Raw genomic sequence first — 11,900 nt, forward strand, 5'->3', positions numbered from 1 at the left:
GCACCTAGTATCGCCGAAACACTAAAACGAAGGGAGTAGCCAACGCACTTGAATACCCGCGCATAACAATAAGAACCGTTGTTTCGACCCCTCTTCAAGTTCGAACAGCCCCACCGCCGAATATGATCGGTTCGTTATAGACGGGCCGGGGTCCTTATTGCCTGAACAACTTCGGAACTTATTGTCCCTGCGCGTGAAACCGACTGTTCACTCGACAACAAAGAGGATAATGAGTGATGAGATCCACGTTGCACGGCATCATCAAACCGCCTTACCTGCTGACCCTCCTGAGTTGCATGATCGGCAACGCCATGGCCGTCGATTTCCAGTTCGGCGACCTCGAAGGCCAGCTCGATTCCTCGCTGTCCATCGGCACCAGCCTCTCCACCGCCAACCCCGACCCGAAACAGCTGCAGAGCGCCACCGGCGATGACGGCCGGCGCAACTTCCGTTCCGGCGATGCCTTCTCCGGCATCTTCAAGGGCAGCCACGACCTGGAGCTGCGCCACGGCGACGCCGGCCTCTTCCTGCGCGGCAGCTACTGGTACGACACCGTGCTGCGCGACCAGGACCAGCGCTTCAAGAACGTCGAGGACGACAACCGCAAGCGCTCGGCGAAGACCGCCGGCGCCGAGCTGCTCGACGCCTTCCTCTACTACAACTACGCCATCGCCGAGCAGCCGGGTTCCGCACGGCTCGGCAAGCAGGTGGTGAACTGGGGCGAGAGCACCTTCATCCAGGGCGGCCTCAACGTGATCAACCCCTTCAACCTCTCGGCGCTGCGCCGTCCGGGTTCCGAGGTGAAGGAAGGCCTGGTGCCGGTGAACATGTTCTACGTCTCGCAGAACCTCACCGATTCCCTCTCCGGCGACTTCTTCTACCAGCTCGACTGGGAACAGACCCAGCTGGACAACTGCGGCACCTTCTTCTCCAGCAACGACTTCCTCGCCGACGGCTGCAACGGCCTCGACGTCGGCGCCAACCTCACCGGCAACGCGTCGGCGGTGGCCGGCCTGACGCCCTTCGGCGTGAACCTCACCGGGGAAGGCATCCGCATCCCCCGGGCCCAGGACCAGGACGCCCGCAACAGCGGCCAGTGGGGCCTGTCCCTGCGCTGGTTCGCCGCCGCCCTGGACACCGAGTTCGGCGCCTACCTCGCCAACTACCACAGCCGCCTGCCCTACATGGGCACCGTCAGCAGCCCCTACTTCACCAACACCGCCTTCGCGCCGCAGCTGTGCGCCAACCTCGGCGTGCCGCTGGCCAACTGCGCGGCCTTCCTCGCCGGCAATACCGGGCAGACGCTGGCCGGCGCGCTGCGCATGGGCACCTCGCACTACACCGCGCAATACCCGGAGGACATCCGCCTCTACGGCCTGTCGTTCTCCACCAACCTGGCCACCGGCACCGCGCTGCAGGGCGAGATCAGCTACCGGCCGAACATGCCGATCCAGCTCAACGGCACCGACATCATCCAGTCGCTGCTCAACAACGCCTCGCGCTCGCCACTGATCGCCGACGGCACCCGCGCGGCGCAGAACGGCGCGCTGTTCGACGGCTACCGGCGCAAGGAAGTGACCCAGGCCCAGGTCACCGCCACCCACTCCTTCGCCCAGGTAATGGGGGCGGACCAGCTGGTGCTGGTGGGCGAAGCCGGCGCCACCTGGGTCGGCGGCCTGGAAGGCACCTACGGCCCGCGCTACGGCCGCAGCGGCACCTTCGGCAGCGGCGTGCTGGCCAACAACGCCGTGTGCCTGTCGACCTCGCGCACGCCACAGCACTGCAACGACAAGGGCTTCCTCACACGCTTCTCGTGGGGCTACCGGATGCGCGCGGCGCTGAGCTACCCCAACGCGGTGGCCGGCATCGACCTGCGCCCCAACCTGTCCTGGCAGCAAGACGTGGACGGCAACGGCCCCGGCGAGGGCTCGGCCTTCAGCGAAGGTTCCAAGGCCATCAGCGTCGGCCTCGATGCCTCGCTGAACAACACCTACAACGCCAGCCTGGCGTACACCGACTACATCGACGGCGACTACGGCACACGCGGCGACCGCGACTACGTGTCCATCAGCGTCGGCGTCAACTTCTAAGCGGAGTCCAGCATGAAACCCACCCACTGCCTGACCCATGGCGGCGCCCTGCTCTGCGCCCTCCTCCTGGCCGGCCACGCCGGCGCCGCCGTCACGGCCGAAGAAGCGGCCCGCCTGCAGGGCGAGCTCACCCCCATCGGCGCCGAACGCGGCGCCAGCGCCGACGGCCGCATCCCCGCGTGGGACGGCGCCACCGTCAACCCGCCGCTGGCGAGCAACGGCACGCCCAGCGACCCCTACGCCGGCGAGAAGCCGCTGTTCACCATCGATGCCGGCAACTACACCCAGTACCAGGACCAGCTCAGCCCCGGGCAGATCGCCCTGCTCAAGCATTTCCCCGAGAGCTTCCGCCTGCCGGTCTACCCCACCCACCGCTCGGTGCCGGTGAGCGATGCCGTGCGCGACGCCGCCGCGCGCAACGCCACCCACGCGCACCTGGTGAACAACGGCAACGGCATCGAGGATTTCGCCGGCGTGATCGCCTTCCCCCTCCCCAAGGACGGCCTGGAGGTCCTGTGGAACCACATCACGCGCAACCGCAACCGCAGCTTCAGCGTCGTCTCCGACAGCGCCGCCCCCCAGAAGGACGGTGCCTACACGGTGATGACCACCCAGCAGTACTTCACCCGGCGTGACGCGATCACGGGCCTCGCGCCGGACCAGGCGCGCAACATCCTCTACTACTACAGCCACAAGCTCACCGCGCCCTCGCGCATGGTCGGCGAGGTGGTGCTGGTGCACGAGACCCTCGACCAGGTGGCCGAGCCGCGCCTGTCCTGGGTCTACAGCGCCGGCCAGCGCCGCGTGCGCCGCGCGCCGAGCATCGCCTACGACACCGCCGGCCCCACCACCGCCGGCCTGCGCACCGCCGACAGCCGCGACATGTTCAACGGCGCGCCGGACCGCTACGACTGGAAGCTGGTGGGCAAGAAGACCCTCTACGTGCCCTACAACGCCTACCGCCTGGCCTCGCCCGAGGTGCCCTACGACACGCTGATCCGGCCGGGGCACGTCAACCCGGACGCCACCCGCTACGAACTGCACCGCGTGTGGGAGGTGGTCGCCACCCTCAAGCCGGGCCAGCGCCACATCTACAGCAAGCGCCACTACTTCATCGACGAGGACACCTGGGCCATCCTCGAGGCCGACCACTACGACAGCCGTGGCGAGCTGTGGCGGGTCGGCGAGGCCCACGGTTTCTACCACCCCAGCGGGCAGTCGGTGGTGGCCGCGATGGAGGTGACCTACGACCTCAACAACGGCCGCTACCTCGCCTCGGGGCTGACCGGCGAACAGCGCAAGCCGTTCGACTTCAGCTACCAGGCCAGCGCCTCCGACTACTCGCCGGGCGCGTTGCGCAGCAAGGGCCTGCGCTGATCCCACCCACGCCGCCGGCCCCCGGGCGCGGCGGCTCCACCGTGCAGGCCACCATGAACGAACCACGCTCCCGCCAGCCCCTGTCGCACGCACTACTGGGCGGCGACGAACCCGACCCGCGCTTCACCCTCGCCAACGAGCGCACCTTTCTCGCCTGGGTACGCACCGCCCTCGCCCTGCTGGGCGGCGGCATCGCCGTGGAGACCTTCGCCGGGCACGCCTTCGAGCCCCGCCTGCGCCTGGTCATCACCCTCGGCCTGCTGTCGCTGAGCCTGCTCGTCAGCCTGGGCGCCTGCCTGCGCTGGCTGGCGGTGGAGCGCGCCCTGCGTCATCGCCGCGCCCTGCCCCTGCCGGCCCTGGTGCCGGCGCTGGCACTCGGCTGCTGCGTGGCGGCGCTGATCCTGGCCGGGCTGTTCTGGCCGCGCTGGCATGCGTGAAACCCAGGCCGAACGCACCGAACTCGCCTGGCGCCGCACCCAGCTCTCGCTGCTGGTGATCGCCTGCCTGGCCCTGCGCGGCGCCGAACCGGCACTGGCCCTGCTCGCCCTCGGCAGCGCCACCGCCCTCTGGCTCGGCCAGCGCCCGCGCTACCGCCACGGCCTCGCCATGCTCCGCGACGAACGCGGCCAGCCTCGCACCACCGCCGTGTTCGGCACCGGCCTGGCGATGGTGGCGATGACGCTGCTGGCGATGGTGAAGGCCGCGATCACGGGCTGACCCGCATCCCCAGGCTGAAGCCCGGGCTACGCAGGCGGATGCGATGGGCAGTAACAGGACCACGGAGCGTGCACCTGGAGTTCGCCGGAAGCAGCGTGCGGTGGTCTCGAGAACGGCGCTTTCAAGGCCATTCTGGATGCCTGGAACGCCCATCTGCGTTAAGTGTTGCTGGATTACTTCGAGTTCAGTTGATTGCCGAGCTTTGCTGATGTTTCTGGTTTCGCCCCCCCGGGCGAGTTTCTTTTGGCAGTCGTCGGGGTGCCGAACCACCCAAAAGAAACCAAAAGGGCTTGCCCCTCCATACGGGTCTAGCTTCGCTAGACTCCCCTCACTCCATCATCGTTTCAGGGGCCCGGCGTAACGGGCCATCCATGGCCCGGTACGCCTTTCGCGACATCCCTGTCGCTCAACCCCTGAAACGACGATTGCGCTCGGCCTCCTGAAAGGGGCGTTTGGCGGCTACTCCAGCTCTGACGCTCGATACTTCACATTGATGTGCGCATCACCACCCGGTGGACGCCGTGGCTGGCGGCTTTCGTAGGATGGTGTAGAGCGAAGCGAAACCCATGCGGTGGGCGTTTCAGGAATCCAGAATCGTCCTGAAAACACCGTTCTTGAGCCTTTTTTTGAACCCACAACAGCTAGCGCAGACAACACCACAGAATTCGCTCCTGCGGGTTTCCCCAATGCGCAAACACCCTGCCCACCGGCCCGGCGGGCAGGGCGCGGGGTTCAGGGGGTCACGAGGTTGAATTGCGGGTTGGGCTCGTCCAGCCCGCCGAGCAGCCGCAGCAGCTTGATCCGTCCCTGGTCGATCTCGATGCCGCCGATCATCGACTCCTTGAGGAAGCCCGTCTCCTTGAGGGCGATGCGGTCGAGCAGCGCCTTGGTCATGCTCAGGCTGACGTCCGGCTTGGCGTGGCGCGCGCCGTTGCGGTGGGTGAGCACGCCGTTGCGCAGGGTCAGGGCGTAGTCCTCGCCCAGGTCGCTGAAGCGCCAGTTGATCAGCAGGTCCTCGTCGGCCGCCTTCATCGCGTCGATGCGCACCGCCAGGTAGTCGAAGAACAGGCTCGGGGTCAGCGCACGGATCATGTCCGGCGCGCTGTTGCGCGCCTTGGCCCGGGCCACGCCCTGGCGCAGTTCCAGCGCGCCGCTGAGGTAGACATTGCGCCAGGTGGCGTTCTCGCTCTGGTAGCCGAGCTGTTCCAGGGTGTCGGCCTGCAGCTCGCGCGCCGCCTGGTTGTCCGGTTCGGCGAAGACCAGGTGGTTGAGCAGTTGCGCCGCCCAGCGGTAGTCGCCGCCTTCGACCGCCTTGCGGGCGAAGGCCAGCACCGCGTCAGGGCCGCCCATGGCCTCGACGTAGCGCTTGCCCGCCTCTTCCGGCGGCAGCGGGTCGAGGTTGGCCGGGTTGCCGTCGTAGAAGCCCATGTAGCGCTGGTACACGGCGCGCACGTTGTGGCTGAGGGAGCCGTAGTAGTCGCGGCTGTACCACTTGCCGGCCAGGCGCGGCGGCAGGGTGGCGAGCTTCGCGGCGATCTCGGTGGGCGTCAGCCCCTGGTTGATCAGGCGCAGCGTCTGGCTGTCGAGGAAGGCGTACATGTCGCGCTGGTCGGCCAGGTACTCGCGGATGCGCGCGCCGCCCCAGGTCGGCCAGTGGTGCTGGGCGAACAGCACCTCGGCCTTGTCGCCGTAGCGCACCAGGGCATCGTCCAGGTACTGCGCCCAGACCTTGGCGTCGCGCACCAGGGCGCCGCGCAGGGTCAGCACGTTGTGCTGGGTGTGGGTGGCGTTCTCGGCCATGCACAGGGTCTTGAACTGCGGGAAGTACAGGTTCATCTCGGCCGGCGCCTCGGTGCCGGGGGTGAGCTGGAATTCGATCTCCACGCCGTCGACGGTGCGGGTCTCCAGCGCCTGGCCGATGACCTCGCTGGGGGCGATCAGGGTCACCGTGGCGTTGCTCGGCGTGCCCTTGCCCAGGCCCGCGTCCACCTGGCCCCGCTCGCCACGTGGCAGCAGCGAGCCGTACATGTACTGCGCCCGGCGCATCATCGCCGGGCCGGCCAGCACGTTCTCGCTGACCGCGTGCTCGAAGAAGCCGTCCGGGGCGATCACCCGCACCTTGCCGGCCTTCACGTCGGCCTCGTCTATCACCCCGCGCACGCCGCCGAAGTGGTCGACGTGAGCGTGGCTGTAGATCACCGCCACCACCGGCTTGCGCGGGCGGTGCCTGTAGTACAGCTCCAGGCCGGCGCGGGCGGTCTCGGCGCTGATCAGCGGGTCGATGAGGATCAGCCCGCTGTCGCCCTCGATGACGGTCATGTTCGACAGGTCCATCCCCCGCACCTGGTAGATGCGCTCGCCGACCTGGAACAGCCCGGCGATGTTGTTCAGCTGGGCGATGCGCCACAGGCTGGGGTTGACGCTGGCCGGCGCGGCGTTGCCATCGAGGAAGTCGTAGGCCTGGCGGTTCCAAACCTCGCGGCCCTCGGCGTTGGCGATGACGCCCTCGAAGGGCTCCAGCAGGCCGCGCCGGGCGTCGTCGAAATCGGCGGTGTCGGAGAACGGCAGGCGCTGCAGCCAGGCCTGGTTCAGCTCGGCGGTGATGGCCGTGGCGGGCTTGCCGGGGGCGACGGAGTCGGCGTGCACGGTGCCGCAGGACAGGAGCGCCAGGGCGATGGCGCTGAGACGGGAAATGGGCATGAAGGGGCTCTTTCTGGTCTTGTTGGAATGAGCGACCGCAACGGACGCCGCCCGACTGTAGGGAGCACGGCGCGCGCCGACCAATACCAGAGGCGCATGCCCCCCATGCCGCACCGCGATGGCCCGCAATGCACGACGCCTCCCGAAGGAGGCGCCGTGGTCAGGCCCTGGCGGATCAGCGCAGGTCGAAGCGGTCGAGGTTCATCACCTTGGTCCAGGCCGCGACGAAGTCCCTGACGAACTTGTCCCCGGCATCGGCGCTGGCATACACCTCGGCGATGGCGCGCAGCTGCGCGTGGGAGCCGAACACCAGGTCGACGCGGGTGCCGGTCCACTTCAGCTCGCCGGTCTTGCGGTCGCGCCCCTCGTAGCTGTTAGCCGAGGCCGGCTTCCACTCCACGCTCATGTCCAGCAGGTGGGTGAAGAAGTCGTTGGTCAGGGTTTCCGGCCGCTGGGTGAACACGCCGTGCCGGCTCTGCCCGGCGTTGGCGCCGAGCACGCGCAGGCCACCGACCAGCACGGTCATCTCCGGCGCGGTGAGGGTCAGCAGTTGCGCCTTGTCCACCAGCAGCTCCTCGGCGGAAACGCTGTAGCGCCCCTTGAGGTAGTTGCGGAAGCCATCGGCGATGGGCTCGAGGAAGCCGAAGGACTCGACGTCGGTCTGCTCCTGGGAGGCGTCCATGCGCCCCGGCGCGAACGGCACGGTGATGCTGTGCCCGGCGTTCTTTGCCGCCAGCTCGACGCCGGCGCCACCGGCCAGGACGATCAGGTCGGCCAGGGAGATCTTCTTGCCACCGGCCTGGGCGGCGTTGAACTCCGCCTGGATACTTTCGAGGACGGCCAGCACGTTCTTCAACTGCTCCGGCTGGTTGGCTTCCCACGAGCGCTGAGGCTCCAGGCGCAGGCGCCCGCCGTTGGCGCCGCCACGCTTGTCCGAACCGCGGAAGGAGGACGCGGCGGCCCAGGCGGTGGACACCAGTTGCGACACCGAGAGCCCCGAGCCGAGCACCTTGGCCTTGAGCGCGGCGACGTCGGCATCGTCCACCAGCGGGTGGTCGACGGCCGGGATCGGGTCCTGCCACAGCAGTTCCTCGGCGGGCAGCTCCGGGCCCAGGTAGCGGGCCATGGGGCCCATGTCGCGGTGGATCAGCTTGTACCAGGCGCGGGCGAAGGCATCGGCGAGCTGGTCCGGGTTGGCCAGGAAGCGCCGCGAGATCTGCTCGTAGGCCGGGTCGAAGCGCAACGCCAGGTCGGAGGTGAGCATCGAGGGCGCGCGGCGCTTGGCCGGGTCGTGGGCGTCGGGGATCTTGCCGTCGCCGGCGCCCCCCTTGGGCCGCCACTGGTGAGCACCGGCCGGGCTCCTGGTCAGCTCCCACTCGTAGCCGAAGAGGTTCTCCAGGTACTCGTTGCTCCAGCGCGTGGGCGTCGAGGTCCAGGTCACCTCCAGGCCGCTGGTGATGGTGTCGCCGCCCTTGCCGCTGCCAAAGGCGTTCCTCCAGCCCAGGCCCTGCTCCTCCAGGCCGGCCGCTTCGGGCTCGGGCCCGACGTTGTCGGCCGGGCCGGCGCCGTGGGTCTTGCCGAAGGCGTGGCCGCCGGCGATCAGCGCCACGGTCTCCTCGTCGTTCATCGCCATGCGGCCGAAGGTCTCGCGGATGTCCCGCGCGGAGGCCACCGGGTCCGGGTTGCCTTCGGGGCCTTCCGGGTTCACGTAGATCAGGCCCATCTGCACGGCGGCCAGGGGGTTCTCCAGGTTGCGCTGGCCCTGGGCGGTGCGGCTCTCTTCCTGGCCGTGCTTCCCGGGCTCGGCCACCAGGGTGCCGTCACCCGGCTCCTGCACCGCCTGGGTGTTGCCGTAGCGCTCGTCACCGCCCAGCCAGACGGTCTCGGTGCCCCAGTAGACGTCCTCGTCCGGCTCCCACACATCGGGGCGGCCGCCGGAGAAGCCGAAGGTCTTGAAGCCCATGGACTCCAGCGCGACGTTGCCGGTGAGCACGATCAGGTCGGCCCAGGACAGGTTGCGCCCGTACTTCTGCTTGATCGGCCAGATGAGCCGGCGCGCCTTGTCCAGGCTGACGTTGTCCGGCCAGCTGTTGAGCGGGGCGAAGCGTTGCTGGCCGGTGCCCGCGCCGCCACGGCCGTCACCAGTGCGGTAGGTGCCGGCGCTGTGCCAGGCCATGCGCACGAACAGCGGGCCGTAGTGGCCGAAGTCGGCGGGCCACCAGTCCTGGGAATCGGTCATCAGCGCGTGCAGGTCGCGCTTCACCGCCTGGAAGTCGAGGCTCTTGAAGGCCTTGGCGTAGTCGAAGTCCGGGTCCATCGGATCGGACAGGGAGGAATGCTGGTGGAGGATCTTCAGGTTCAGTTGCTTCGGCCACCAGTCACGGTTGCTGGTGCCGCCGCCAGCGGCATGGTTGAACGGGCATTTCGATTCGGTCGACATCTGGATCCACCTCGGGTCGCGTTGGTCCGTCTGCCCAACCCGGTCAGGCTGGAACACCGGTGAGCGGACCTGGCGCGAAGCCGACTCGGCGATCGTCCGATCGCCCAGGCCACGCGGGGGAGCGCTGGCTATCAGGGGTGTTCCAACCAGGGTTGCAGCAGGACTCTGTTGTTATCCCTTCATCAGTTGGCGTCGGTCCAAGCCCAACGCCAGATCAAGACTAGACCGCCTGTGCCGGAGGTCTAATAGAGCGAGCATTGGGGGGCGATAGCCTGGCTCTTTCAGCCGCCAGCATGAGATCGGGTCCACCGGGCTCATCGGCTCCGTACGCCGGGGCACGGAGCCGATGTCCAAGGCGGCGCGGTCACTGCGCGAGGAACGCCAGCAAGTCCTCGTTCAACTGCTGCGCGTGGGTCACGGCGAAGCCATGGGGGGCGCCTGCGTAGACCTTGAGCACCGCGCCGGGGATCGACTCCGCCGCCAGTTTGCCGGTGGCCTCCAGCGGCACGATCTGGTCGTCGTCGCCGTGGATCACCAGGGTCGGCACGTCGACCTTGGCCAGGTCGCCGCGGAAGTCGGTGCCGGCGAAGGCGGTCACGCAATCGAGGGTGCCCTTGAGCGAGGCCAGCAGGGCGATGTTCAGGGTCTGGGTGAGCACGCCCTGGGAAACCTGCTGGCCGTGGTTGATGCCGTAGAACGGCGCGGCGAAGTCGGCGATGAACTGCGCGCGGTCCTTCAGCAGGCCGTCCTTGATGCCGTCGAACACGGCCCGCTCGACACCCAGCGGATGGTCGGCGGTCTTGCCGAAGATCGGCGTCACCGCGCCCAGCAGCGCCAGCCTGGCGACCCGCCCGGTGCCGTGGCGGCCGATGTAGCGGCTGACGTCGCCGCCGCCCATGGAGAAGCCCACCAGGGTCACCTCGTGCAGGTCCAGGTGCTCGATCAGCTGGGCGATGTCGTCGGCGAAGGTGTCGTAGTCGTAGCCGTTCCACGGCTGGCTCGAACGACCGAAGCCACGGCGGTCGAAGGCGATGGTGCGGTAGCCGCGGCTGCTCAGGTACTGCATCTGGTATTCCCACATGTCGGCATCCAGCGGCCAACCGTGGCTGAACAGCACGGGCTTGCCGCTGCCCCAGTCCTTGTAATAGATCTCGGTGCCGTCACGGGTCACGAACGTTGTCATGCAAACCTCCAGTTGAGCGTGGGTTGGAATCGTCATCGATGGGTGTCGACGAGCCGCGCGCAGCCGTCGAGGCCACCACTATCCACCGCCATCGGACAGCGGGATTGCACGCATGTGCTGCACTCGCCACGCCCCTGAGAAGCTGCCTTCCGGGCAGGCACCAACGGCGCTGCAACGCGCATTTCAGCGCGCAGTACAGCTCAGCACACCGGTGCAATATCGGCACCGGCGGCTTTGCCATAGTGGTTCGAGCTTCGCCGGTGTCCGCCGGCGATCATCGCCGTATCGCCATCCACGAGGAGACCTCCATGGCCACCGCTTCCGCCGTTCCGGGCAAGACCCTGCTCAACCCGCTGGACCACACCCTGATCCTCATCGACCACCAGTCGCAGATGTCCTTCGCCACCAAATCCATCGACGCGGTGACCCTGCGCAACAACGCCGCCCTGGTGTCCAAGGCCGCCCGGGAATTCGGCGTCGCCACCCTCCTCACCACCGTTGCCGAGAAGAGCTTCTCCGGCCCGATCTTCGACGAGATCAAATCCGTGTTCCCCGAGCACGAGGTGATCGACCGCACCACCATGAACACCTGGGAAGACCCGCGCATCGCCGTGGAAGTGAACCGCCTGGGCAAGGACAAGATCGTCCTCGCCGGCCTCTGGACCTCCGTCTGCATCGTCGGCCCGGCCCTCTCCGCGCTGGACCAGGGCTTCGAGGTCTACGTCATCGCCGACGCCTGCGGCGACGTCTCCGACGAAGCCCACGAGATGGCCCTGCAACGCATGATCCAGCTCGGCGCCCGCCCCATGACCTCGCTGCAGTACCTGCTCGAACTGCAACGCGACTGGGCCCGTGGCGAAACCTACGACCAGACCGTGAAGACCTCCATCGAACACGGCGGCGCCTACGGCCTCGGCCTGATCTACGCCAAGACCATGTTCAACGCCTCCGAAGGCCACTGACGCCCCCGGGGGGCGGCGCTGCCGCTCCCCGCCTCCGCCACGGAGGACACCAGGTGACATACCCCCACGAACCCTCACCGGCCTCCTGCTGCTGGCCGGCAGCCCCGTGCACGCCGACACCACGCCGCCGACGGGTCGCTGCTGGCACGCAACTACCGGCCGGACAACGAATTCCGCTCCACCTCGCCCTCCGGACAGGCCCACCGCCGCGAATGGGCACAGTGTGTGGTCGCCAGCTGGAGTCGTCCCTCACCGCCCCGCAACGCGGCGCCTACAACCTCTTCGAACCCGCCATCTGCCTCGCCCACGTCACCCAGCGCGCCAACGACGCCCAGGGCGGCGCCGACACCGACCGCCTCTAGCTGATCATCGAATACACGCTGGGCGGCAGGTTCTGAACCGCAGCACACGAATCACCGCCACGAAGCCGC

At 68.2% G+C, this 11,900-nt stretch carries 9 protein-coding genes; 6 read left to right on the plus strand and 3 right to left on the minus strand.

Annotated features, from left to right (window positions below; all coding sequences use genetic code 11):
* Nucleotides 1-236: 236 nt before the first annotated feature.
* From WFQ67_RS19815 to WFQ67_RS19830, 4 genes are read left to right on the plus strand one after another with little or no spacing between them, the layout of a single operon-like run.
* Nucleotides 237-2,090 (plus strand): DUF1302 domain-containing protein, encoded by a 1,854-nt coding sequence (locus WFQ67_RS19815; RefSeq protein ID WP_337057963.1) that lies wholly within the window; start codon nucleotides 237-239, stop codon nucleotides 2,088-2,090.
* Between the two features lie 12 nt (nucleotides 2,091-2,102).
* Nucleotides 2,103-3,467, plus strand: a complete 1,365-nt coding sequence (locus WFQ67_RS19820; protein ID WP_337057964.1) for a DUF1329 domain-containing protein — start codon at nucleotides 2,103-2,105, stop codon at nucleotides 3,465-3,467.
* Between the two features lie 53 nt (nucleotides 3,468-3,520).
* The gene (locus WFQ67_RS19825) at nucleotides 3,521-3,904 is read left to right on the plus strand and encodes a YidH family protein (RefSeq protein ID WP_213625150.1); all 384 of its coding nucleotides are present in this window, start codon (nucleotides 3,521-3,523) and stop codon (nucleotides 3,902-3,904) included.
* Nucleotides 3,897-4,184 (plus strand): DUF202 domain-containing protein, encoded by a 288-nt coding sequence (locus WFQ67_RS19830; protein WP_337057965.1) that lies wholly within the window; start codon nucleotides 3,897-3,899, stop codon nucleotides 4,182-4,184. Before WFQ67_RS19825 ends, WFQ67_RS19830 begins: the two co-directional genes overlap by 8 nt.
* Nucleotides 4,185-4,916: 732 nt before the next feature.
* Here the strand turns inward: WFQ67_RS19830 and WFQ67_RS19835 are convergent.
* From WFQ67_RS19835 to WFQ67_RS19845, 3 genes are all read right to left on the minus strand, one after another.
* Entirely contained in the window at nucleotides 4,917-6,884 is a 1,968-nt protein-coding gene (locus WFQ67_RS19835) for an alkyl/aryl-sulfatase (protein WP_213625152.1), read from the minus strand.
* 175 nt (nucleotides 6,885-7,059) lie between these two features.
* Nucleotides 7,060-9,324, minus strand: a complete 2,265-nt coding sequence (gene katG / locus WFQ67_RS19840) for a catalase/peroxidase HPI (RefSeq protein ID WP_337057966.1) — start codon at nucleotides 9,322-9,324, stop codon at nucleotides 7,060-7,062.
* A gap of 364 nt (nucleotides 9,325-9,688) precedes the next feature.
* Nucleotides 9,689-10,507 carry an alpha/beta fold hydrolase gene (locus WFQ67_RS19845; protein WP_213625156.1) on the minus strand — a complete coding sequence of 273 codons (819 nt, stop codon included), beginning with the start codon at nucleotides 10,505-10,507 and terminating at the stop codon, nucleotides 9,689-9,691.
* Between the two features lie 308 nt (nucleotides 10,508-10,815).
* Between WFQ67_RS19845 and WFQ67_RS19850 the strand changes: the two genes are divergently transcribed.
* Together WFQ67_RS19850 and WFQ67_RS19855 are read left to right on the plus strand one after the other, a co-directional pair.
* Entirely contained in the window at nucleotides 10,816-11,469 is a 654-nt protein-coding gene (locus WFQ67_RS19850) for a hydrolase (protein WP_213625157.1), read from the plus strand.
* A 212-nt stretch (nucleotides 11,470-11,681) separates the two neighbouring features.
* The gene (locus WFQ67_RS19855) at nucleotides 11,682-11,831 is read left to right on the plus strand and encodes a hypothetical protein (RefSeq protein ID WP_337057967.1); all 150 of its coding nucleotides are present in this window, start codon (nucleotides 11,682-11,684) and stop codon (nucleotides 11,829-11,831) included.
* Nucleotides 11,832-11,900 lie beyond the last annotated feature (69 nt).

It is taken from the genome of Pseudomonas sp. USHLN015, from assembly GCF_037153275.1.
GTDB classification, from domain to species: Bacteria; Pseudomonadota; Gammaproteobacteria; order Pseudomonadales; family Pseudomonadaceae; genus Metapseudomonas; species Metapseudomonas tohonis.

Coding starts and splice junctions, on each gene's coding strand:
- WFQ67_RS19845 (WP_213625156.1), bottom strand. CDS start 10,507: ATGACAACGTTCGTGACCCGTGACGGCACCGAGATCTATTACAAGGAC.
- WFQ67_RS19815 (WP_337057963.1), top strand. CDS start 237: ATGAGATCCACGTTGCACGGCATCATCAAACCGCCTTACCTGCTGACC.
- WFQ67_RS19855 (WP_337057967.1), top strand. CDS start 11,682: ATGGGCACAGTGTGTGGTCGCCAGCTGGAGTCGTCCCTCACCGCCCCG.
- WFQ67_RS19835 (WP_213625152.1), bottom strand. CDS start 6,884: ATGCCCATTTCCCGTCTCAGCGCCATCGCCCTGGCGCTCCTGTCCTGC.
- WFQ67_RS19830 (WP_337057965.1), top strand. CDS start 3,897: ATGCGTGAAACCCAGGCCGAACGCACCGAACTCGCCTGGCGCCGCACC.
- WFQ67_RS19820 (WP_337057964.1), top strand. CDS start 2,103: ATGAAACCCACCCACTGCCTGACCCATGGCGGCGCCCTGCTCTGCGCC.
- katG (WP_337057966.1), bottom strand. CDS start 9,324: ATGTCGACCGAATCGAAATGCCCGTTCAACCATGCCGCTGGCGGCGGC.
- WFQ67_RS19850 (WP_213625157.1), top strand. CDS start 10,816: ATGGCCACCGCTTCCGCCGTTCCGGGCAAGACCCTGCTCAACCCGCTG.
- WFQ67_RS19825 (WP_213625150.1), top strand. CDS start 3,521: ATGAACGAACCACGCTCCCGCCAGCCCCTGTCGCACGCACTACTGGGC.